The following is a 21,671-nucleotide window of genomic DNA, read 5'->3' as shown; positions in this document are numbered from 1 at the left end:
ACGATGAAGCATATTTATGAAAAAGGGACATCTGACAACGTACTGCTGCTGCTGCATGGCACCGGCGGAAATGAGCACGATCTGCTTTCATTGGGACGGTTTATAGACCCTCATGCCCATTTGCTTGGTGTCAGAGGATCTGTGCTTGAAAATGGAATGCCGCGATTTTTCAAACGTCTGAGTGAAGGTGTCTTTGATGAAAAGGACCTCGTGGAGCGGACAAGAGAATTGAAAGATTTTATCGACGAGGCTGCAGAAACGCATCAATTTGATCGCGGCCGAGTGATTGCGGTCGGTTATTCAAACGGCGCAAATATTGCGGCAAGCCTGCTTTTCCATTATAAAGATGTCTTAAAAGGGGCCATTCTCCATCATCCGATGGTTCCGATTCGCGGTATCGAGCTGCCTGATATGACGGGACTCCCTGTTTTTATCGGTGCCGGGAAATACGACCCTCTCTGCACGAAGGAAGAATCAGAAGAGCTTCACCGCTATTTACGTGACAGCGGGGCATCAGCCTCCGTTTTCTGGCAGGGTGGGGGTCATCAGCTGACGCAGCATGAAGCTGAACAGGCTCGCGAATGGTACAAAGATGCGATTGTATAAAAAAACCTTAGTCCGTCATTCGGACTAAGGTTTTTCATATCCTTACAGCCAAGTTGACACTTTTGAAAGCGGCAAGCGGTTGCTTTGATGGGCAGGTTTTACTGCTTTGCCGATTGAAATAAGCATAACCGGAACAAAGCGCTCACTGATATCAAATTGCTTTTGGAACTGCTCTTTGTTAAATCCGCCGATTGCGCAAGTATCATAACCTTTTGCTTTTGCGGCAATCATAAGCTGCATAGCGGCTAAAGAAGCATTTAAGAAAGCGGAATCACGAGCGAATTGCTCGTTTTGGTAGGCACCGTTAATTTGGCCGAGCAATGTTTGTTTGATTTCATCTGAAATATAGCCTTGGTTTGCCAATTCAGCGTATACTTCTTCACCGTTTTCATTTGCCTTTAAATCGCCTAAAATGGCAACAACAGCAGAAGACTCAACGATTTGTTTTTGATTATAGGCTACAGGAAGAAGCGCCGCTTTTGCTTCATCGCTGTGGAATACTGTGAAATGCCAATGCTGAAGGTTCCAAGCTGAAGGCGCTTTAATGGCAAGGTCCAATAGCTCAGTCAGCTCCTCTTTAGAGATAGGGGCATTTGTATCATATTCCTTTACGGATGCACGTGCTTTTAAAACATCCAGAGTATTCGTCATAGTGTTTCCTCCTTCGGATAAACGTGGTATGATAATAGAAAAGTTAGAAACTTACTAAATGTAACTTGAAAGATTATTGTAATGGATCATCGAATACATGTCAAACAATAGATGAAGGGATGAGGACTTGTGGGAAATACTATGTGCCCTAAAATGGAATCTGCTTTCTCATTGCTGGGAAAAAGATGGAACGGTCTGATCATCCATGTGCTAATGGATGGGCCGAAACGCTTTAAAGAGATAACGGAAACAATACCGATGATCAGCCAAAAAATGCTGGCGGAGCGCCTTAAGGAGCTTGAACAAAACGAGATTGTCGAACGGCAGGTTCTTCCTGAAACGCCAGTCAAAGTCATTTATACGCTGACTGAAAAAGGAACAGCGCTTCAAGCTGTATTCCAAGAGATGCAGGCGTGGGCCGATCAATTTTGCGAGCCCGGTGAAACAGTGTGCGAAGAAGAGAAATAAGGAAAGAGGCATCCAGGAAAGACCCTATGTTCAATGAAAAAGTCATATGAGGGGCGGTTCGTGCCGTTTACATGACTTTTTATATTCGTTAGAATAAGCTTTTGCAGATTTGCAAAAGGTTAATATGAAGATGATATACAAAAATAGGAAATGATCATTGCGTGACAAAGTTATTAGCAGCTAACCTATGATTAATGGGGATGATGTTTTATCTCGTTTTGCACATCAGTAAAGCGGAACTCTATCTGCCTGAATTTTATATTTACGCTCAAAACCCAACCAGCTTCCATTGGAATTACATTGGGATCGAAACTGGATTTTAAAAAAGGGAAGCCAGGCTCCATCCACCACATTTGGATTACTTCGCTATACCTCTTCTTGGTGATTTCCGCTTTTATAAAAAAGAAATGAGTGAATAAAAGAGAGAGTATCTGATGAAACTCTCTCTTTTTTGCTATGGAGCAGCCGGTTGTTACATGCAAACTTTATGCCATTTTCATTATCTTATAGTTTTCCATTCAAAAATTGCGCCTCGCCAAGACCGAAACTCCAGTCGGCGTCACCATTTTCGGTAATTGAAACCATTAAATCTTCTGGGGAAATGCCGCATTCTGCTTCTAGCTTTTCAGCCAGCAGGGCATACAATTTTTCCTTTTGGCTTTCTGTTCTTGTTTTGCTTGTCATACTGATAATGACCAGATCCTTGCTTCTTTGAAATCCTAATCCTGTGTCCTGGATGATAAGCTCGTTTGCCGGATGCTGATGGACAATTTGATAACGGTCTCTTTCCGGAACACCGAACGCTTCGACCATCGCTTGGTGAGCAGTATCTAATAACAATTGCAATGCTTTTTCATCACGGCCTTCAATTAAATCAAAACGTAATAATGGCATGTGAATTTCCTCCTCTTGTGAAGTTGTGTCTGTCTGTTTTCACATGTTTGCTTCCAGACAATGAGTAGATATAAAGACTGGGCTAACTTGAAAAAAACATAACATATAACCAAAAGTTAATCAACATATAACTAAAAATCATTTGGATAGGTGAAAGGGGATTGAGGAAAACTCATAGTATGATTGACAAAACATAGATTAGGAGATTAGTTTGAATATGTCATTTAACCAAAAGATAATAATCATATCGCCAAAACATTTTTTTAGTTATTAGTGAAAGCGCTTTCTTCCTGGAGTGCTGATTCTGTTATTTCTCATTATGAAAGTAAAATGAAATCCGTTTGTCTCACTTATTGTAGTTTTATTTTTAGTAGCCATCGGACTTGGGATGGATATCAATACAATCGTTCTTTCAATTGAAGCGGGAATGGCAGCTTATGGGGGCGGGCAGTGTAAATCCGGCATTAATGGCACTGCAAACAGGAGCGGGATGTCATCGCATGTCATGTAAAAGATGCTGGATTTTGGAGGTGAAGGGATTTTTCGGTTTGAGCATGAAAGAAATTTCAAGCTTGACCGCCGCTTACAACAGTTCTCTCAGTAACAGGGCTTGGCTGTGTGTTATTGGCAGAGCTTGTGATGTAACAATACCTAGATTCAGGTCTTAGCCCAATCGTTTTTCTTCTTTGTTGAATATCTTACATATAGGCAGACATAAAGGAGGAAAAATCATGTACCCTCATTCCTATTATCGCGGGAATCCAGGTCCAGCCGGATACCCGGCGCGAAGTCCTTTCTTGTTTGGCGCTCCTTTAGTCGGCGGTTTATTAGGCGGCTTTCTCGGGAGTGCTCTGTTTAACTATCCTCGTCCCTATGCTTATCCACCTGGCCCTTACGGTTACGGAGGCGCACCGTACGGTTTTGGTGCCGGCGTGCCATACGGCGGATACCCCGGTTTCTATTAACAAAAACGGCCTGCATCGGTGCAGGCCGTTTTTTATCGAATGATTTCTACCTCGGACATATTGTAGTCATGCTGCTTCTGAAACATCACTTCCAGAAGGCCGTCCTTATAGACGGCTTTTGTTCCTTTGCGTTTGACTAAACAAGGCAGGTTTATCTTTTTGGGATGGTCCAGATTCGGGAAATTTTCTATCATTAATGCGTGAGAAGTGTGTTTAATTTTCACCTGTTCCAGCTGGCTTTCACTGATTGGCACCTTTACAAACACATGGTCTGTTGTTTCAAATAGATCGATATCAGGTTTAGCGTCAGACTTGGCGGGCTGGTCTTTTTTGGGGAGAGGATCGCGGAAAGGAAATTGCGCCGCATGATCACTGCCGAACACACTTTCCATTACACGATTTACATATGTTTCAACTTCTTTTGGATCTGCTTTTTTTAATGCTTCCTTGGAAAATTGATTGTGGAAAGGAAAGTACTTGTTCCACTCAAACATCGTCGTCACACCCTTTCTTCACGGACAAAATAGTATATGCCCACCCGATCTTTCACGTGATATAATCTAAGATGCTCTAAAGAAAGGCAGGGATATCAATGCAATATTCAGAAACTAAAAAAGGTGTTCTCTTCACAGCCGTTTCCTTTATCATGTGGGGGCTGTTTCCGCTTTATTGGAAGCTTCTCGAACAGCTGCCGGCACTTGATATTTTGGCTCACCGTATCATATGGTCTTTTGTTTTTATGTGTATCGTGCTTTTTTTCCTGCGTCAATGGAAAACGGGGTGGCAGGAGCTGCGCACTTTGAAAAACAAGGGCGGCATCCTTTCTTTACTTCTCGCTTCCATCCTGATTTCGATTAACTGGTTTGTATACATATGGGCCGTCAACCATGGCTTTTTGCTTGAGGCTAGTCTTGGCTATTACATTAATCCGCTTGTATCCGTGCTCCTCGGTATTTTATTTTTAAAGGAAAAGCTGAATCGCCTGCAACTGATGGCGGTTTCGATTGCGGCGGCCGGCGTTATCATCTCAGCATTCCAATACGGCTCCATTCCTTATGTTGCGCTTCTGCTCGCATTCAGCTTCGGGCTGTACGGGTTCAGCAAAAAAAGAACAAGCCTGTCAAGCGCTATTGGTTTAACGCTGGAAACATTCATGATTATGCCGATTGCTTTGGGGTATTTGCTGCTGAGCGGCCATATCCATCCCGCGGGTGCGGGAAGCGGCGGGACTTGGATGCTTCTCTTTTTTGCCGGTGTGTTGACGGCTTTGCCGCTATTATTGTTTGCGGAAGGAGCTAAACGGCTGCCGCTGTACCATGTCGGCATCTTACAATATATCGCACCGACCATTACCTTGCTGATCGGGCTGTTTGTTTATCATGAGCCGTTTTCAATTTCGAAGGCTTTTACATTCAGCTGTATATGGGCTGCTTTGCTCTTGTTTACGTTTTCACAAATAAATTGGAAACGGGCATCAAAAAGCCATTGAGGCCTTTGGCTTTTCAGCTGAAGCATATATTATGTATAATCATTTCATGTATGTAAGACATAAAGGAGCGAGACGATGGACAATGATAAAGAGATAGTGAAAGCCTACGCTTCACTTTGGAACAACCGATCTCTCGCAAGTGATGCCCCAGAAGCTGTAGCAGAGGCGATTGACCTAGAGCTCTTGGATAAACGAACACATCCGAGACTCCGGAAACCGATGCTCGAAAAATTTTATGCTGCGATCCACCGCATTGTGAATTCACAGCTCGAACCGGCTGTGAAATATCAGCTGATCAAATTACATACAGAACGTGCAGAGCATTTAAAAGAAGAAAGAGGGGAGCAATCATGAAAGCAATCATAAAAGAAGATGTGCAAGCATCTTTAGAACGATATGCGGACCGCCCTGTATATATCCATTTAGAAACCACAACCGGTTCTTATTCAGCGCACTTAAATGAACAAAACATGACGGTTGTTGCATACATCCGCAATGCAAAAGTCACCTATCATCAGGCAAAAATCAAAGGCGGCGGACCTTACCGTATTGGCTTAAAAACAGAAGAAGGCTGGATTTATGCTGAAGGCTTGACTGAATACACTGTGGATGAAGAAAACCGTTTATTAATGGCGGGACACCTGCCGGGCGGTAAACTGGCTATTTCTCTGCAAATCAGTGAAAAACCGTTCACAGTTTAAAGAAAAGGGTGAAAAATAATGAAAGAACACGTACTTGTAATCCTGCCTCACCCTGATGACGAATCATACGGAGTGGCAGGCCTGATTGCCTTAAACAGAAAAAAAGACATTCCCGTTACGTACGCGTGCGCCACTTTAGGTGAAATGGGCAGAAATATGGGCGATCCATTTTTCGCGAATCGGGAGACGTTGCCGCTGCTAAGAAAACAAGAGCTCATTAACGCTTGCAAAGAAATGGATATCAATGACCTTCGGATGCTTGGGCTCCGTGACAAAACGCTCGAATTTGAGGACGATGAGTATTTAGCTGATATCATGGAAGGGATCATAGATGATGTAAAACCAAGTTTAATTGTCACTTTTTATCCTGAACACGGTGTGCACCCTGACCATGATGCATGCGGGGAAGCGGTCATTCGTGCGTTGTACCGCAAAAAGAAAGAAGACCGTCCGCGCACACTCTGCATGGCGATTACTCGCAACAGAGAAGAGGTACTCGGCGAAGCTGATGTCGTACTTGATATCAAAGAAGTAGCTGATATTAAATTGAATGCGTTAAGAGCTCACCGCACTCAAACAGAAGGCATGCTCAGAGAGCTTGAAGAAAAATTAAAAAACAATGAACCTGTTATGGCAACATGGTTTGAAGAAGAAGTATATTGGACGTATCAATGGAATGATTAATCAAAAAGGTATAAGGCCTTAAGCCTTATACCTTTTTGAGTTTTAAGTCCGATGCAATCGCTTGCGCGAGGGTTGATCTCAAAGAAATATCTTCGAAAGACAAACCTAGCTGAACCGCGGTTTGCGCAATTTCCGGACGGATTCCCGACAAAGTTGATGAAACGCCGATTAAGCGCAGCGCCTCAATCAGACTGAACAGCTGGTGGGCAACCATTGTATCAATAACAGCTACCCCCGATAAATCAATATACAGCTGCATCACCTTTTTCTCCGCACATTGATGCAGGGTGTTTTCCATAATCAGTTTTGCGCGGACAGTATCAATATCTCCGATTAAAGGCAGGAGCCCGACGCTGTGAAACAGCACGATGACCGGCGCGCTCAATTCCGTAATCATGTCTTTTTGAGCCTGAAGCTGGAGGCTTGTGTTTTTGTACATTTCTTCTATAAAAATATGAATCACAAGATCGAACGCTTTTATTAGGGAGTGATACAGTTCTTCGGCCTCTTCGCCTTTCACAGTGTCCTGATTGATATGGACAAATTCTTTCACATAGGAAACATATAAATCTCTCACTCTGACAAACTCTCGGATAATATAGTGGATAGGAGTCTTTAAATGTTCTTGATCCTGTGTTACTTCAAAAGTCCATTCTTTCAGTATAGGCAGGTACACCTCTTCATCATCTACAAAAATACGGTTTATCTTATAGTTGAAGGCAAGATTCTGGCTCTTTAAATTCTGAATGACATCAGGGTCTGCTGATGCATATATGGAGTTTGGATCAGTCTCCTCAACGGTTTCATACCACATTGAACTGATGGTTTCCGCATGCTGAGAAAGATATTCGTATAATTTCATGTTTTTTGCCATGTATATCACCTCTTTTAAATGTATTGTTTTTGCGAATAACGTTTTTGCAGGTTAACCAGCCTGAAAAACAGTCCAACTGCTCCGGCAGCGAGTCCTGCAATTAACCCGATCCAATAGCCGAATGCGCCAAGGCTTGTAAACGTACCGACCGTATAACCGACAGGTAGGCCAATGACCCAGTAAGAAACAAAAGCGGCCGCAAGCGTATAGTTCACATCTTTATACCCCCTGAGCGCACCCTGGATCGGTGCGGCAACAGCATCGGAAAGCTGAAAAAACAGTGCATAAATTAAAAAGTGCTGTGTCAGCCGGAGTACATCGGGGTCAGACGTGTACAAGCCGGCAATTTGCTCTTTGAATAAAAGGATACAGGCTCCAGTCAATAAAGAAAAGCCGATCGCCATCATGATGCCGATCAAGCTATATGAGCGTGCATCCTTAAAACGGGCTGCACCGGCTTCAAAGCCGACAACAATCGTTAAAGCCATGGACACGCTGAGCGGCAGCATATATAAAAGCGAAGCAAAGTTCATGGCTGCCTGGTGGGACGCGATGGTCACTGTATGAAAATGGCTCATCAGAAGCGTGACAGCTGCGAAAATGCTTGTTTCAAAAAACACGGCGAATCCAATAGGCAGACCGATTTTGAGCAGATTTTTGCATGCTTTCCAAGAGAATGTATACATAGTAAGGAAAACTCCATATTCGGAAAACGGCGCGGTTTTATGAATAATGAAGAAGCTGATGATGCAGATACACCAATATGTAAGCGCGGACGCTAGTCCGGCGCCGGCGCCGCCAAGTGCCGGCAGCCCGAATTTCCCGAAGATGAATATGTAATTCAATACAAAATTGATCGGAAGAGAACTGAGTGTAATCATCATTGTGACTCTTGTTTTCCCTAATGAGTCAATGAATGATCTCAAAACGGTGTAAACAAATAAAGGGAGAATTCCCAGTGATAAAAAGCCTAAAAAATGTTTGGCAACCTCATGCACTTGAGCCTCAAGGTGTAATCGGCCAAGAATAAGGTCAACTGCAGCATACCCAATCGCTAAAACGGCGATGCTAAGAAGCGCAGCCACATATACAGCCTGTAAAACAGTAAAAGGAATCTTCTGTTTTTTTTCAGCGCCTAATAACTGAGCGACAATCGGAGTGACCGCCATTAAAATACCTGCAAGTCCTGTATAAACAGGGGTCCAAAAACTTGAGCCAATGGCGACGCCGGCTAAATCAGCGGGGCTGACTTTCCCTGACATCACCGTATCTAAAAAAGTCATAAGAGAAAGCCCCGCCTGGGTAATGAATATCGGAATGAAAATGTGCAAAAGCTGTTTGGTCTTTTGCCGGGCGTTTCGAGTTTCTTTCATACATTGATCTCCGTTTCTTTTTCATAACGAGAGAAATTATAACATTTTATGTATAAAAAGCAATGAACGCCGGACCTATTCTTTTTTTGTCGGCTTCGTTTTTCTAAACATTTGGGCATAAATAAAAGAAAGCGAAATCACGCCTAAAAAGGTGCAAATATACTGAATGATTCTTTCGATTTCCATTCTTTACATCCCTCCTTTACCAATAGAATGTGCATCAATAAGATAAGCATGCGTGAAAAGGTGGAAATTTGAAAAGGAGATGAAGGACTATGCGTTATGAACACATGCCGGAAAATGCATTTAAGGGAAAAATACAAGTATACTTAGAGGAAATATTAGTTGATGCGTCGCTCATTTTAAAAACACTTCACGAAAAAGATCAGTGCCTTCTTTGTGAATTGGATGAATTGGGACACATTTTTCAGGATATGCAGGGCATCGCATCATCCTTTTATTTGCAATCATACATTGAGCAATTTACGCCGGCATTTATCGAGCTGGCCAAGGCGATTAAAGCCTTATCGGAACATAAGCACGGTGCTTTAATTGTCATTGAAAGAGCGGACCCGGTTGAACATTTTATTCAAAAAGGAACTTCCCTTTATGCAGAGATCAGCGCTTCATTAATTGAGAGTATCTTTTATCCCGGAAATCCTCTTCATGACGGCGCTTTATTAGTGAGGGAAAACAAACTTGTGTCAGCAGCTAATGTGCTCCCGCTGACAACAAAGGAAGTGGATGTCCATCTGGGAACCAGGCACCGCGCGGCTCTTGGAATGTCGGGGTATACGGATGCGCTTGTGCTCGTTGTTTCAGAAGAGACAGGGAAGATGTCGTTTGCCAAAGACGGTGTATTATATCCGTTAATTTCGCCAAGAACGTAAAATAAATAAAAGGGCCTGATGATGCATCCTATCGTGAGTCAATATGACTGAATTCGGACCTTTTTTAAAGCATTCACTTCAAGCTGAATGCTTTTTTCTTGAAGGTAGAAAATATAAACTGGTAGAAAAGTTATATATGATTAATATTAATTAGGTTAAACACTTTACCTGATTTTGTATTTGTAGTATCGTATAAAAAATATGACATACATTTTAAAGGAAGGGTGTTGCCGCATGGCTAATGTATTGATGATCGGTTTTCCCGGTGAAGGGCATATAAATCCTTCTATCGGTGTAATGAAGGAGCTGAAATCCCGGGGAGAACATATCACTTACTATGCAGTGAAGGAATACAAAGAAAAAATTGCGGCGCTTGATGTTGAGTTTCGTGAGTACCTTGATTTTCGGGAAGATTACTTCGGAAAAAACGCAACCGGAGATGAAGAAAGAGATTTCACAGAAATGACCTGCGCCTTTTTGAAAGGCAGTATTGATATCGTCACTCATATTTATGATGAAGTCAAACACGAATCGTATGACTATGTCATATATGATCACCATCTTCTCGCCGGTAAAATCATTGCAGACTTGCTGAAGCTGCCAAAATTTTCATTGTGTACAACCTTTGCAATGAATGAGGAATTTGCTAAGCAAATGATGGGAGCGTACATGAAAGAGTCACTTGAAGATTCTCCTCATTATGAATCTTATCAGCAGCTTGCAGAAACATTAAATGCTGATTTTCAAGCAGAGATCAAGAAGCCATTTGACGTTTTTTTAGCAGATGGGGACTTGACAATTGTCTTCACATCAACGGAATTTCAGCCACTGGCTGAGCAATTTGGCGATCGTTATGTATTTGTCGGTCCTTCAATTACGGAAAGAGCCGGAAACAATGATTTCCCATTTGATCAGATTGACAATGAAAACGTGCTGTTAATTTCAATGGGAACCATTTTTAACAACCAAAAGCAGTTTTTTAATCAATGCCTTGAGGTATGTAAAGACTTTGACGGTAAAGTCGTGCTTTCCATCGGCAAGCATATTAAAACAAGTGAGTTAAACGACATTCCGAAGAATTTCATTGTACGCCCGTATGTCCCTCAGCTTGAGATCTTGAAAAGAGCCAGTTTATTTGTGACTCACGGCGGAATGAACAGCACAAGTGAAGGTTTGTATTTTGAAACCCCGCTCGTTGTTATTCCGATGGGAGGAGACCAGCCCGTCGTCGCAAATCAAGTGGAAAAAGTCGGCGCAGGAAAAGTGCTGAAAAAAGAACAATTATCTGAAAGCCTTCTGAAAGAAACGATTCAAGAAGTGATGAATAATCCTGTGTATGCTGAAAAGGCAAAAGAAATTGGACAATCACTCAAAGCGGCAGGCGGTTCTAAAAAAACGGCCGACAGTATTCTGGAATTTGTGAAACACAAAACGCAATCAGCTAACGCATAGTATAAAAAGTCTGTTCTTATTAAAAGAACAGGCTTTTTATTTTTTCCTGAGAATGCAGAGGAAGGGATTTGACAAGCCGATAGAGAATTGATAGGAAAAACAGACAAGAAAGGAGGAAAATCTGCTCCATTCACCAATAGAAAACCATCATTTATACCCCTCGCTTAAATAGTTCCTTAGACTTTCGAAAAGCAGATGCAACTAAAGTAAAATATTAGGTGTTTGTTTGAAAGTGTAAAGGTCGAACGATGCTGAAATTGCTGCCAATTGTTTGAAAAGGGTTTAACTTGCTGAAAAAGTGACGATAAAACTGATGTGTGCCATTTTTGGAAAGAAAATACTAGCTGTTTTTTGCGCATAAACAGTTTAGGAGGTTGAATGAATGAAAAAGAAGATTGTAGCCGGCTTGGCTGTTTCCGCAGTTGTTGGGTCATCGATGGCCGCAGCACCCGCGGAAGCAAAAACGATTAAAGTGAAAAACGGTGACTCTCTTTGGAAACTTTCCCGCCAGTACGATACGACAATATCAGCTCTGAAATCCGAAAACAAATTGAAATCAACGGTGATTTATGCCGGACAAAGCCTTAAGATTCCTAAGAGCAGCAAGAAAAGCGCGACATCCCCATCAAACTCAAGCAAAACGTCAACATACACAGTTGCATATGGTGATTCGTTATGGATGATCGCTAAAAATCATAAAATGAGTGTTTCTGAGCTTAAAAGTGTAAACAGCCTGACAAGTGACCTGATTCGCCCCGGACAAAAGCTTAAGATCAGAGGGACAAGCAGTTCAAGCGGCTCAAACGGATCGAAAAAAAACAGCGGTTCCAATTCTTCAGGCTCGTCAAAAAGTACATATACAGTTAAGCTTGGTGACTCACTGTGGAAAATCGCTAACAGCTTACATATGACAGTAGCTGAATTGAAAACATTAAATGGCTTAACATCAGATACGCTGTACCCTAAACAGGTACTCAAAATAAAAGGGAGCAGCTCGTCCAAGAGCGGAAACAGCGGTTCCAAGAAACCGTCAAATTCCAATTCTTCAAAAACAGCTACATACAAGGTGAAAGCAGGCGATTCGCTGTGGAAAATCGCGAATCAGCACGGAGTTACGGTGCAAAGCATCCGTGAAAAAAACCATTTATCATCTGATGTCTTGCAAATCGGACAGGTTCTGACGATTTCGGGGACATCAAAATCTAACAATTCAAATCATACCGCGCCAAAAGACAACTCGGGATCAAACATTCAAATAGGGTCGAAGATTGACAGAATGATAACAGAAGCGAAAAAATATGTCGGGGTGCCATACCGATGGGGCGGAAACACGCCTGCCGGTTTTGATTGCAGCGGTTATATTTATTACCTCATTAATAAAGTATCATCGGTGTCAAGATTAAGTACGGCAGGGTATTGGAATGTGATGCAACAAGTCAGCCAGCCGTCAGTAGGCGATTTTGTCTTCTTTACCACATATAAATCCGGTCCTTCTCATATGGGGATTTACCTGGGCGGCGGAGACTTTATTCATGCAAGCTCATCGGGCGTCGACATTTCCAATCTCAGCAATTCATATTGGAAACAGCGCTACTTGGGCGCAAGAAGCTATTTTTAAAAATGAGTATGACAAAAAGCCTTTTTATAGGCTTTTTTGTTTAGATCAGACAATGATTGACCACACTGTTAGAAAAAACAAGGGGGAGACAGTATGCACCGTCTCTTGCTGTTTATGATGCTGACGGCACTGGGATTTGCGGGATGCGGACAAAAAAACCCTCAGGACCCTCCTAAGCGGGTGCCGGAAAAAGAAGTGATTGAAACGTCAGCGTTTGGTCATCATGTCCAGCTGGTTAATCGAGAAGGCAAAGCAGTCGGTTTTATAGAAATCAAAGAATCAGATGACGAAGGACTCGATATTCACATTTCCGCAAACAGCCTGCGGCCCGGCGCTTCACTCGGTTTTCATATTCATGAGAAAGGTTCATGTGTCAGGCCGGATTTTGAATCAGCGGGAGGACACTTTAATCCGCTGAACAAAGAACACGGCTTCAACAATCCGATGGGGTATCATGCCGGAGATCTGCCGAACCTTGAAGTCGGTGCCGATGGAAAAGTAGATGTCATTATGAATGCGCCGGACACCTCACTGAAAAAAGGAAGTAAGCTAAATATTCTCGATCATGATGGGAGTGCGTTTATTATTCATGAACATGCCGACGATTATTTGACGAATCCAAGCGGAAATTCAGGTGCGCGTATTGTCTGCGGAGCCCTTTCCGGCCATAACGAGAAACAGTAAAATCATCCAAGCCCTTTTGTATTGAGCATACAGGGGCTTTTTTAGTATACTCGTTAATGGAATATGAATAGGAAAGGGAACCTGACTATGACAACTCAATTACAGCACTTAACATTGCCGGAAGAGATACAAAAAAAGCTTTTATTATATAAAGACCAGCCGATTTCCCCAGAGTTTCAGTCGCTCATCGGGACGTCAGGCTATGAGGCGGAGGATGAAGCCATTTTATTCGACGCCATCATTGCATTAGCCATGGGGAAAAATGTCTTGCTGAAAGGGCCTACAGGCTCAGGGAAAACAAAGCTGGCAGAAACATTGTCCAGCTATTTTCATAAACCGATGCACAGTGTCAACTGTTCAGTGGACTTGGATGCTGAAGCCTTAGTCGGGTATAAAACGATTGAAAATCAATCTGGCCAGGCAACGATCGAGTTTGTTTCTGGGCCTGTCACAAAAGCCATGAAAGAAGGCCATTTTCTTTATATAGATGAAATCAATATGGCAAAGCCCGAAACACTTCCCATATTAAACGGTGTATTAGATTACAGAAAAATGATGACAAATCCGTTTACGGGCGAGGTCATACGGGCTAAAGGCGGCTTCGGAGTCATTGCAGCCATCAATGAAGGCTATGTTGGAACTGTTCCGCTGAATGAAGCTTTGAAAAACCGTTTTGTCATCATTGACGTTCCTTATATCAAAGGCGAGCTACTGAAACAAGTGCTCACGTCTCAGTCAGCCCTGAAAGATGAGAAGCTTATTGACCGGTTTATCACGCTTTCCTCTGACCTGATCGTCCAGGCCAATAACGGACAGGTATCTGAAGAAGCTGCATCCATCAGAGCGTTAATTGATACATGTGATTTAGCCGCTTATATTCCGCCGCGTCGCGCCATTGAACGGGGAATTGTAGAGAAGCTTGATGATGACCGGGAAAAGGCGGCCGTCCGAAATATCGCAGAAACTCTGTTTGAATGAGGGAGCTGCGATGAAATTTATCAAATTTAACGACAGCACAATTGATTCGTTTTTATTTATGATGCTCACTGATTTGGCCAAAACACTCACCAAGAGTGAAGCGGTAGAAGTGGAGTATGGCGTCCAGTCGTATTACAATCCATTTGAAAAGAAAATTTATATGAGTCATTTTTGGAAAGACAGGGCAGCTGAGGACATGGAAGCGGGTCTGAAAAGCGACGTCTACCTGCGTTCGGTCGGAACGAGATATAGCTCGCTGCAAGAGTTTGCGAACTTTTTGGATGATATTCATCAGCATCTGACGTTCAAAAGCTTTGCTAAGCAGCTGTTTATGCTGCTTGAAGACATCAGAATTGAAGAATGCATCAAGCACGAGCGTCCGGGTACGAAACATGTATTTGCAAAGCGAAAAGATATGTACAGAAAACACTTCTCCACCCAGCTGACCTTGAATTTGGAACGAAGCATTTTTACGGATGCCCTCTTTTGCGCGATCTATGTCAAGCTAACAGCGAAATCACCGCTCGAAACCCTTCCGTCCATGCGTGAAGATATCGATCTGATGCGCCCGTTTATTGAACAGCAGCTCCTGCGCGTGTATGAAGCAGATTCGACACGGCAGGTTCTGAAAATTGTTGAAAACCTCATGGACGGGCTTGAAGAGGTGCTCGATAAAGACATGCTGAACACCTACTTCTTTTTGCCTGAGCTTGATTACGCAATAGCTGCAGAACAACCGTTATTTGAGGAAGAGAAAAAAGCGCCTAAGCTGAGTGATGACCTCACGCTTCCGAAAAAGTCAAACGGTGATGAGGATATTCATGAAGAAGAAATGCCGACGTGGCACCGAGAAACAGAAGCCCCATCTAAAAGCTTCCTTCAATTTGATATTGAACATGGCGCTAAATCAGATTTAGGAAAAGATGCTTCAAGAGAAGGCGATGATGGAGATCAAGCCCTTGGCTCTGTCCAAGGATCAGCCAGACAAACAAAACGGAAAGACTATTCCCAGCTGGAAGCCCTGGAGTCCCAGAAAGACCAGCCGAACGGAGCGGGCATGGCTGACGGCAAAGAAAATAAATACGCATTTCCGATTTACAAAGAACCGCAGCCGGCAACCAGTGAAGAAGGGATTTCTTATAAACAGCAGGCAAAAACGATTGAATCGTATCAAAAGCGTTTGAAACAAATGATTCAAAAAACGCTGGAGCATAAAAAAACATTGCCGAGAACAGACCTTCATGCCGGAAGGCTGAACAATAAGCTTCTCCGTTACTTTACTGAGCGAAATCCGCGTCTTTTCTACAAAAAGCAGGAACCTTCTTCAGAAATTGACGCAGTTTTCACGTTGCTGGTCGACTGTTCAGCCAGCATGTTCGACAAAATGGACGAGACAAAGCGGGGAATCGTGCTGTTTCACGAAGCGTTAAAATCCGTAGCGGTTCCGCATCAGATTGTCGGTTTTTGGGAGGACACAAATGATGCGTCTGAAACAAGCCAGCCAAACTATTTCAATACGGTTATTCCGTTTCAAACATCATTAAGACAAGAGGCGGGGCCGGCAATTTTGCAGCTTGAGCCTGAAGAAGATAACCGTGACGGCTATGCGATCCGGCAGATGACGAAAAAAATGCTGCAACGCAGCGAGTCTCAAAAGTTCTTGATTGTTTTCTCAGATGGAGAGCCGGCCGCGTTTGGCTATGAACAAAACGGAATTGTCGATACTAGTGAAGCGGTGATTGAAGCGCGAAAAAGAGGGATAGAAGTCATAAATGTTTTTCTCTCCAACACAGAAATAGAAGAATCACAAATGAAGACCATTCAGGATATGTACGGAAAATTCAGTATATTTGTCCCGGATGTCGATCAGCTCCCGGATGTTCTGTACCCGCTGCTGAAAAAACTGCTCCATAAAAGCATAGGATAGCTCTTGATCCTATGCTTTTTGGTGTTTCTTTTTTCAAATGATTAAATTTTTGGTTTTTTATAAAGGATTTTTACTATTTTGTGAACAATCAAGGTAGAATCAAATTGCAAACAGTGGTAAAATATCGTTGGAAGCGTTTTTATTACATAATTTTGGACACAGCGTTCGAAAGTTATTTTAAGATAGTGAATCAATCACTTGATTATCTAAGTTGGGGGTAATATTCAAATGTTTCAAAATAGTATGAAACAACGAATGAATTGGGAAGATTTTTACGGTCCGAACCTCGGCTATGCGCTGGAGCTTTACGATCAGTATACCCAGGATCCGAACAGCATTGATCCGGATCTAAAGGAAATGTTCGACGAGCTTGGTGCTCCGCCAAACGATATAAAAGAGGCCTCGGGAACAGAAGAAAAGGGACGTGTTACAGCCGATCTGATTCAAAAGATCGCAGCCGCAGTCAGACTTGCAGAAGATATCCGAACCTATGGCCATTTAAACGCTTCCGTCAATCCGCTCAGAAAGGATGGGAAAAAGAGTGAACTCTTTCCATTATCCGATTACGGGCTAACAGAAGAGGAAATAAAAGCAATACCTGCGTCAGTGATTTGCAAAGACGCTCCTAAAAACATTACGAACGGTTTAGAAGCCATTCAGTATTTACGAAATACGTATAAAAGAACCATCTCATTTGAATTTGACCATGTGCATGACTTCAAAGAGCGCGAGTGGCTGACAAAGATGATTGAATCCGGTGAGCTGTTCCAGAAGAACTCAGCTGAAAAGCTGTCGGCTGTGCTGGAAAGACTGACAGAAGTAGAGGGTTTCGAGCAGTTTTTGCACCGCACATTCGTCGGACAGAAGCGCTTTTCCATTGAGGGTTTGGACGCTCTTGTTCCAGTGCTGGATGACATTATTGCACAATCTGTCAAATCAGGAACGACGAGTGTCAACATCGGGATGGCGCACAGGGGACGCCTGAATGTCTTGGCACATGTGCTTGGAAAACCGTATGAAATCATTTTCTCCGAATTCCAGCATGCGCCGAACAAAGATCTTGTCCCGTCTGAGGGCTCAATCGGAATCAGCTACGGATGGACAGGCGATGTCAAATACCATCTGGGGGCGAATCGGGAGCTTCAAGACGCTGCAACAAAATCAGCGCGCATTACGTTAGCAAACAACCCGAGCCACTTGGAATTTATCAATCCGATTGTTGAAGGCAGCACAAGAGCGGCACAGGAAACGAGAACACAAAGCGGATACCCGGTGCAGGACGAAACAAAATCGCTTGCCATTTTAATTCATGGAGACGCAGCATTCCCTGGGGAAGGAATTGTCGCTGAAACATTGAATTTAAGCTCTTTAAAAGGGTATCAAGTAGGCGGTGCGATTCATATTATCGCCAATAACATGATCGGATTCACGACAGAAAGCGCTGAATCAAGATCAACAAAATATGCCAGTGACCTGGCGAAGGGCTATGAAATCCCAATTGTCCACGTTAATGCGGACGATCCTGAAGCCTGTCTTTCAGCTGTTAAGTTTGCGGTGGAATACCGAAAAACATTCAACAAGGACTTTCTGATTGACTTGATCGGGTACAGACGTTATGGGCACAACGAAATGGATGAGCCATCAACTACTCAGCCGATGCTGTATGATGCTGTCAGAAAACATCCGACTGCCAAACAAATTTTCGCCGAAAAGCTTGTGAATGAAGGCGTGCTTGACAATGATGTTGTACAAAACATCGAAAAATCAGTAACGAAGCGTATTGAGGATGCTTATCAGAAAGTGCCGGCTAAAAAGGAACAAACCGCCTGTGAGATTGAACTTCCAGAGCCTGTTTCAAACGGTTTTCCTGATGTGGACACATCCATTGATTTTGATGTGCTCCGCAAGCTGAATGGCGAATTGGTCAACTGGCCGGAGTCATTTAACGTTTTCGGCAAGCTTAAGCGCATTTTAGAAAGACGCGCCAAGGCGTTCGATGATGACAGAAAAGTGGAATGGTCTTTGGCTGAATCACTCGCGTTTGCTTCAATTTTGAAAGACGGAACACCGATTCGTTTAACAGGGCAGGATTCCGAGCGAGGAACGTTTGCCCAAAGAAACCTAGTGCTTCATGACAGTGAGACGGGTGAAGAGTTTGTGCCGCTTCATAACTTATCAGACTGTGGTACATCTTTTGCAGTTCATAACAGCCCGCTGTCTGAAGGATCGGTTCTCGGTTTTGAATACGGCTATAACGTGCATTCACCGGAGACGCTTGTATTATGGGAAGCGCAGTATGGAGATTTTGCCAACGCTGCTCAAGTGTATTTTGACCAATTCATTTCGGCCGGCCGCGCGAAATGGGGTCAAAAATCCGGATTAGTCATGCTGCTTCCGCACGGTTACGAAGGACAGGGGCCTGAGCACTCAAGCGGAAGAATCGAACGGTTCCTGCAGCTTGCCGCGGAAAACAACTGGACGGTTGCCAACCTGACAAGCGCCGGACAATATTTCCATATACTTAGAAGACAGGCTAAAATGCTGCTTCGTGAAGAAATCAGACCGCTCGTTATTATGACGCCGAAAAGCCTTCTTCGTAATCCGAATACAGTTTCCGAAGTGCAGGAGCTGAGCGAAAGCCGCTTCCAGCCTGTTTACGAACAGTCCGGACTTTCTCATGACTATGAAAAAGTAACCAGACTTGTATTATCCAGCGGTAAAGTGTCCATAGACATCAGCGACCATTTTAATAAGTTAGAAGACGGTAAAGAATGGCTTCACATTGCGAGAATTGAACAGCTGTATCCATTCCCGGCAAAAGGAGTCAAAGAATTACTTGCAAAACTTCCGAACCTGAAAGAAATCGTTTGGGTGCAGGAAGAACCGCAGAACATGGGGGCTTGGAGTTATATCAGCCCGTATTTGACAGAAATTGCACCAAAGGGAGTAAGCGTTCAATATATTGGACGAAGAAGACGATCCAGCCCTGCAGAGGGAGATCCGACAGTTCATAAAAAAGAACAGGAACGTATTGTATCTGATAGCTTGACTCGCAAAAACTAAGGGGGAAATGAAAAAATGGCGGAAATTAAGGTACCTGAATTAGCAGAATCAATCTCAGAAGGAACAATAGCCCAATGGTTAAAGCAGCCTGGTGATTATGTAGAACAGGGTGAATATCTGCTTGAACTAGAAACGGATAAAGTAAATGTTGAATTGACAGCAGAAGAATCGGGTGTACTTCAAGAGGTATTGAAAGATTCGGGTGATACCGTCCAGGTCGGAGAAATTATCGGTACGATTTCAGAAGGCGCGGGTGAAAGTTCTGCCCCTGCTCCTTCAGAGAAAGCTGAAAGCAAGGAAGAAGAGAAGCAGGCTGAACCAGCGGCGCAAGAGGTGAGCGAGGAAGCGCAAACCGAAGTAAAGTCAAGAACGATCGCTTCTCCTTCAGCCCGTAAGCTGGCAAGAGAAAAAGGCATTGACCTGTCTCAGGTCCCAACGGGAGATCCGCTTGGAAGAGTGCGCAAGCAGGATGTCGAAGCGTACGAAAAACCGGCATCAAAACCGGCTTCTCAGCAAAAACAGCAGCCTCAGGCTCAAAAAGCACAGCGAAGCTTTGACAAACCTGTCGATGTGCAAAAAATGTCACGCCGCAGACAAACGATTGCAAAACGCCTTGTAGAGGTACAGCAAACATCAGCAATGCTGACTACATTTAATGAAGTAGACATGACGGCTGTCATGAATCTCAGAAAACGCCGCAAAGATCAATTCTTTGAGCAAAATGAAGTGAAACTCGGCTTTATGTCTTTCTTCACCAAAGCGGTTGTCGCTGCGCTGAAAAAATATCCGCTGCTGAACGCGGAAATTCAAGGCGATGAGCTGATCGTTAAGAAGTTCTATGATATCGGTATTGCTGTTGCGGCTAATGAAGGCCTTGTCGTTCCGGTTGTACGGGATGCGGACCGCCTGACATTTGCAGGAATCGAGAAAGAAATCGGCGAGCTTGCGAAAAAAGCAAGAAATAATAAACTAACCCTTAGCGAGCTTCAGGGAGGCTCTTTCACCATTACAAACGGAGGTACTTTCGGTTCACTGATGTCGACTCCGATTTTAAACAGCCCTCAAGTCGGTATACTGGGCATGCATAAGATTCAGCTGCGACCTGTCGCAATTGATGAAGAGCGTTTCGAAAACCGTCCGATGATGTATATCGCTTTATCTTACGATCACCGGATTGTAGACGGTAAAGAAGCGGTTGGTTTCCTAGTGACAATTAAAAATCTACTGGAAGATCCTGAACAGCTTTTATTAGAGGGATAATAAAAGAAGGTACATCACTTCATCGTGATGTACCTTTTTTGATCTGTATTTAAAGAGACAGATTGCTGCTAGATGCTGTTTGTTTCTTTTTCGCTTTTTTGGACCAGTAGGTTGCAAGCATGGAGCCTGAAAGGTTATGCCACACACTGAACATCGCGCTAGGTACGGCTGATAGCGGTGCGAAATGAGCCGTGGCAAGTGCCGCTCCAAGTCCTGAATTTTGCATGCCGACTTCGATTGCAATCGCTTTTTGAGATGGATAATCCATTTTGAACAGCTTTGCGCAAAGAAATCCAAGCACATAACCGATACCGTTATGTAGCATGACAACAGAAAAAATGAGCAGCCCTGATTGAAGCAGATGTTCCCGGTTGCCGCTGACGACAGCAGAGACAATCGCAACAATGCCAATAACAGAAACCAGTGGAAGGGCATGTACGGCTTTTGACACCTGTTTTCTGAAAAACATTTTGACGATCACGCCTGCAATGATTGGAAATAAAACAGCCTGCAAGATTGAAATAAATAAAGACCCCGGTGAGACAGGAAGCCACTCCTTGGCAAACAGCATAATCAAAACCGGTGTTAAAACAGGTGCCAACAAGGTAGAAATTGTTGTAACAGCAACAGAAAGAGCCGTATTTCCTTTTGCTAAAAAAGTCATGACATTAGAGGCTGTGCCGCCAGGACAGCAGCCAACAAGAATAACACCCACTGCGATTTCTGCTGGAAGATGCAGTCCAACTGCCAGGCCGAAAGCAATAAGCGGCATGATGGTATACTGTATAACCACCCCAACCATGACATGCCAAGGTTTTCTGAGCAGCTCTTTGAAATCATCGGCTTGCAGTGTAAGTCCCATTCCAAACATGATAATGCCAAGAAGAATCGTAATATAAGAACTGATCCATGTAAAAAAAGACGGGAAAGAAAATCCCAGCACGGCAAAAACAATGACCCATATGCCGAAGGTTTGTCCCGCGAAATGACTTCCTTTTCTAATAATACCCATAAAAACACTCCTAACATATTGATCAAGAAATTCAGCAAAAATTCTGGACGGATTTTTAGGCATCCTCTTATTATAATTAATT

The 21,671-nt window shown here is 43.4% G+C and carries 21 protein-coding genes; 15 read left to right on the top strand and 6 right to left on the bottom strand.

Going from position 1 to position 21,671, the window contains the following annotated elements:
- Nucleotides 1-3 precede the first annotated feature (3 nt).
- Nucleotides 4-606 (top strand): alpha/beta hydrolase, encoded by a 603-nt coding sequence (locus ABZM97_RS10940; RefSeq protein ID WP_202327477.1) that lies wholly within the window; start codon nucleotides 4-6, stop codon nucleotides 604-606.
- A 42-nt stretch (nucleotides 607-648) separates the two neighbouring features.
- Here the strand turns inward: ABZM97_RS10940 and ABZM97_RS10935 are convergent, their stop codons facing one another.
- On the bottom strand, nucleotides 649-1,257 hold the full coding sequence (locus tag ABZM97_RS10935; RefSeq protein ID WP_087990428.1) for a nitroreductase family protein: 609 nt from the start codon (nucleotides 1,255-1,257) through the stop codon (nucleotides 649-651).
- A 129-nt stretch (nucleotides 1,258-1,386) separates the two neighbouring features.
- On the opposite strand from ABZM97_RS10935, the gene yodB reads away from it, so the two are divergent.
- On the top strand, nucleotides 1,387-1,725 hold the full coding sequence (gene yodB, locus ABZM97_RS10930; protein ID WP_003220087.1) for a transcriptional regulator YodB: 339 nt from the start codon (nucleotides 1,387-1,389) through the stop codon (nucleotides 1,723-1,725).
- 504 nt (nucleotides 1,726-2,229) lie between these two features.
- On the opposite strand, the gene ABZM97_RS10925 is transcribed toward yodB, so the two are convergent.
- Complete coding sequence (locus ABZM97_RS10925) at nucleotides 2,230-2,619, bottom strand: tautomerase family protein (protein ID WP_333519490.1); 390 nt, start codon at nucleotides 2,617-2,619, stop codon at nucleotides 2,230-2,232.
- Between the two features lie 731 nt (nucleotides 2,620-3,350).
- Between ABZM97_RS10925 and ABZM97_RS10920 the strand changes: the two genes are divergently transcribed.
- A complete protein-coding gene (locus ABZM97_RS10920) occupies nucleotides 3,351-3,584 on the top strand; it encodes a hypothetical protein (RefSeq protein ID WP_087990426.1) in 234 nt (77 codons plus the stop codon).
- Between the two features lie 32 nt (nucleotides 3,585-3,616).
- Here ABZM97_RS10920 and ABZM97_RS10915 read toward each other — a convergent pair whose 3' ends face one another.
- The gene (locus ABZM97_RS10915) at nucleotides 3,617-4,078 is read right to left on the bottom strand and encodes an Hsp20/alpha crystallin family protein (protein ID WP_202327479.1); all 462 of its coding nucleotides are present in this window, start codon (nucleotides 4,076-4,078) and stop codon (nucleotides 3,617-3,619) included.
- Between the two features lie 98 nt (nucleotides 4,079-4,176).
- On the opposite strand from ABZM97_RS10915, the gene rarD reads away from it, so the two are divergent.
- From rarD to bshB2, 4 genes are all read left to right on the top strand, one after another.
- A complete protein-coding gene (gene rarD / locus ABZM97_RS10910; protein WP_087990424.1) occupies nucleotides 4,177-5,073 on the top strand; it encodes an EamA family transporter RarD in 897 nt (298 codons plus the stop codon).
- 75 nt (nucleotides 5,074-5,148) lie between these two features.
- A complete protein-coding gene (locus ABZM97_RS10905) occupies nucleotides 5,149-5,427 on the top strand; it encodes a hypothetical protein (protein ID WP_289347537.1) in 279 nt (92 codons plus the stop codon).
- Nucleotides 5,424-5,774, top strand: coding sequence for a YojF family protein (locus tag ABZM97_RS10900; protein WP_367386844.1), 351 nt, complete (start codon nucleotides 5,424-5,426; stop codon nucleotides 5,772-5,774). The genes ABZM97_RS10905 and ABZM97_RS10900 overlap by 4 nt, the downstream gene beginning before the upstream one ends.
- 18 nt (nucleotides 5,775-5,792) lie before the next feature.
- Entirely contained in the window at nucleotides 5,793-6,458 is a 666-nt protein-coding gene (gene bshB2 / locus ABZM97_RS10895) for a bacillithiol biosynthesis deacetylase BshB2 (protein WP_087990421.1), read from the top strand.
- A 25-nt stretch (nucleotides 6,459-6,483) separates the two neighbouring features.
- Here bshB2 and ABZM97_RS10890 read toward each other — a convergent pair whose 3' ends face one another.
- Together ABZM97_RS10890 and ABZM97_RS10885 are read right to left on the bottom strand one after the other, a co-directional pair.
- Nucleotides 6,484-7,332: an STAS domain-containing protein gene (locus tag ABZM97_RS10890; protein ID WP_367386843.1), complete on the bottom strand. Its 849-nt coding sequence runs from the start codon at nucleotides 7,330-7,332 to the stop codon at nucleotides 6,484-6,486.
- 14 nt (nucleotides 7,333-7,346) lie between these two features.
- A complete protein-coding gene (locus ABZM97_RS10885) occupies nucleotides 7,347-8,705 on the bottom strand; it encodes an MATE family efflux transporter (protein WP_367386842.1) in 1,359 nt (452 codons plus the stop codon).
- A gap of 275 nt (nucleotides 8,706-8,980) precedes the next feature.
- Between ABZM97_RS10885 and cdaS the strand changes: the two genes are divergently transcribed.
- The 8 genes from cdaS (at nucleotide 8,981) to odhB (ending at nucleotide 20,577) form a co-directional block, all read left to right on the top strand.
- Nucleotides 8,981-9,595: a sporulation-specific diadenylate cyclase CdaS gene (gene cdaS / locus ABZM97_RS10880; protein WP_087990418.1), complete on the top strand. Its 615-nt coding sequence runs from the start codon at nucleotides 8,981-8,983 to the stop codon at nucleotides 9,593-9,595.
- A gap of 234 nt (nucleotides 9,596-9,829) precedes the next feature.
- On the top strand, nucleotides 9,830-11,047 hold the full coding sequence (locus ABZM97_RS10875; RefSeq protein ID WP_367386841.1) for a macrolide family glycosyltransferase: 1,218 nt from the start codon (nucleotides 9,830-9,832) through the stop codon (nucleotides 11,045-11,047).
- A 382-nt stretch (nucleotides 11,048-11,429) separates the two neighbouring features.
- Nucleotides 11,430-12,665 carry a LysM peptidoglycan-binding domain-containing protein gene (locus ABZM97_RS10870; RefSeq protein ID WP_087993852.1) on the top strand — a complete coding sequence of 412 codons (1,236 nt, stop codon included), beginning with the start codon at nucleotides 11,430-11,432 and terminating at the stop codon, nucleotides 12,663-12,665.
- 93 nt (nucleotides 12,666-12,758) lie between these two features.
- Nucleotides 12,759-13,349 carry a superoxide dismutase family protein gene (locus ABZM97_RS10865; protein ID WP_087993851.1) on the top strand — a complete coding sequence of 197 codons (591 nt, stop codon included), beginning with the start codon at nucleotides 12,759-12,761 and terminating at the stop codon, nucleotides 13,347-13,349.
- A 63-nt stretch (nucleotides 13,350-13,412) separates the two neighbouring features.
- Entirely contained in the window at nucleotides 13,413-14,327 is a 915-nt protein-coding gene (locus ABZM97_RS10860; RefSeq protein WP_087993850.1) for a MoxR family ATPase, read from the top strand.
- Nucleotides 14,328-14,337: 10 nt separating this feature from the next.
- Nucleotides 14,338-16,254 (top strand): nitric oxide reductase activation protein NorD, encoded by a 1,917-nt coding sequence (locus ABZM97_RS10855; RefSeq protein ID WP_202327486.1) that lies wholly within the window; start codon nucleotides 14,338-14,340, stop codon nucleotides 16,252-16,254.
- 228 nt (nucleotides 16,255-16,482) lie between these two features.
- Nucleotides 16,483-19,317, top strand: a complete 2,835-nt coding sequence (gene sucA / locus ABZM97_RS10850; protein WP_087993848.1) for a 2-oxoglutarate dehydrogenase E1 component — start codon at nucleotides 16,483-16,485, stop codon at nucleotides 19,315-19,317.
- Nucleotides 19,318-19,332: 15 nt separating this feature from the next.
- A complete protein-coding gene (odhB, locus tag ABZM97_RS10845) occupies nucleotides 19,333-20,577 on the top strand; it encodes a 2-oxoglutarate dehydrogenase complex dihydrolipoyllysine-residue succinyltransferase (RefSeq protein ID WP_367386840.1) in 1,245 nt (414 codons plus the stop codon).
- A gap of 49 nt (nucleotides 20,578-20,626) precedes the next feature.
- Here odhB and ABZM97_RS10840 read toward each other — a convergent pair whose 3' ends face one another.
- The gene (locus ABZM97_RS10840) at nucleotides 20,627-21,589 is read right to left on the bottom strand and encodes a bile acid:sodium symporter family transporter (protein WP_367386839.1); all 963 of its coding nucleotides are present in this window, start codon (nucleotides 21,587-21,589) and stop codon (nucleotides 20,627-20,629) included.
- Between the last annotated feature and the right edge of the window lie 82 nt (nucleotides 21,590-21,671).

Source organism: Bacillus vallismortis, from assembly GCF_040784915.1.
In the GTDB taxonomy this organism is placed as follows: Bacteria; Bacillota; Bacilli; order Bacillales; family Bacillaceae; genus Bacillus; species Bacillus subtilis_G.
Note: the sequence above shows the minus strand (reverse complement) of the source record. Positions and strands in the feature narration are given on the sequence as shown.

Coding starts and splice junctions, on each gene's coding strand:
- odhB (WP_367386840.1), top strand. CDS start 19,333: ATGGCGGAAATTAAGGTACCTGAATTAGCAGAATCAATCTCAGAAGGA.
- ABZM97_RS10885 (WP_367386842.1), bottom strand. CDS start 8,705: ATGAAAGAAACTCGAAACGCCCGGCAAAAGACCAAACAGCTTTTGCAC.
- bshB2 (WP_087990421.1), top strand. CDS start 5,793: ATGAAAGAACACGTACTTGTAATCCTGCCTCACCCTGATGACGAATCA.
- rarD (WP_087990424.1), top strand. CDS start 4,177: ATGCAATATTCAGAAACTAAAAAAGGTGTTCTCTTCACAGCCGTTTCC.
- ABZM97_RS10915 (WP_202327479.1), bottom strand. CDS start 4,078: ATGTTTGAGTGGAACAAGTACTTTCCTTTCCACAATCAATTTTCCAAG.
- ABZM97_RS10870 (WP_087993852.1), top strand. CDS start 11,430: ATGAAAAAGAAGATTGTAGCCGGCTTGGCTGTTTCCGCAGTTGTTGGG.
- sucA (WP_087993848.1), top strand. CDS start 16,483: ATGTTTCAAAATAGTATGAAACAACGAATGAATTGGGAAGATTTTTAC.
- ABZM97_RS10920 (WP_087990426.1), top strand. CDS start 3,351: ATGTACCCTCATTCCTATTATCGCGGGAATCCAGGTCCAGCCGGATAC.
- ABZM97_RS10925 (WP_333519490.1), bottom strand. CDS start 2,619: ATGCCATTATTACGTTTTGATTTAATTGAAGGCCGTGATGAAAAAGCA.
- ABZM97_RS10865 (WP_087993851.1), top strand. CDS start 12,759: ATGCACCGTCTCTTGCTGTTTATGATGCTGACGGCACTGGGATTTGCG.
- ABZM97_RS10890 (WP_367386843.1), bottom strand. CDS start 7,332: ATGGCAAAAAACATGAAATTATACGAATATCTTTCTCAGCATGCGGAA.
- ABZM97_RS10940 (WP_202327477.1), top strand. CDS start 4: ATGAAGCATATTTATGAAAAAGGGACATCTGACAACGTACTGCTGCTG.
- ABZM97_RS10905 (WP_289347537.1), top strand. CDS start 5,149: ATGGACAATGATAAAGAGATAGTGAAAGCCTACGCTTCACTTTGGAAC.
- ABZM97_RS10875 (WP_367386841.1), top strand. CDS start 9,830: ATGGCTAATGTATTGATGATCGGTTTTCCCGGTGAAGGGCATATAAAT.
- ABZM97_RS10855 (WP_202327486.1), top strand. CDS start 14,338: ATGAAATTTATCAAATTTAACGACAGCACAATTGATTCGTTTTTATTT.
- ABZM97_RS10860 (WP_087993850.1), top strand. CDS start 13,413: ATGAATAGGAAAGGGAACCTGACTATGACAACTCAATTACAGCACTTA.
- ABZM97_RS10900 (WP_367386844.1), top strand. CDS start 5,424: ATGAAAGCAATCATAAAAGAAGATGTGCAAGCATCTTTAGAACGATAT.
- cdaS (WP_087990418.1), top strand. CDS start 8,981: ATGCGTTATGAACACATGCCGGAAAATGCATTTAAGGGAAAAATACAA.
- ABZM97_RS10840 (WP_367386839.1), bottom strand. CDS start 21,589: ATGGGTATTATTAGAAAAGGAAGTCATTTCGCGGGACAAACCTTCGGC.
- ABZM97_RS10935 (WP_087990428.1), bottom strand. CDS start 1,257: ATGACGAATACTCTGGATGTTTTAAAAGCACGTGCATCCGTAAAGGAA.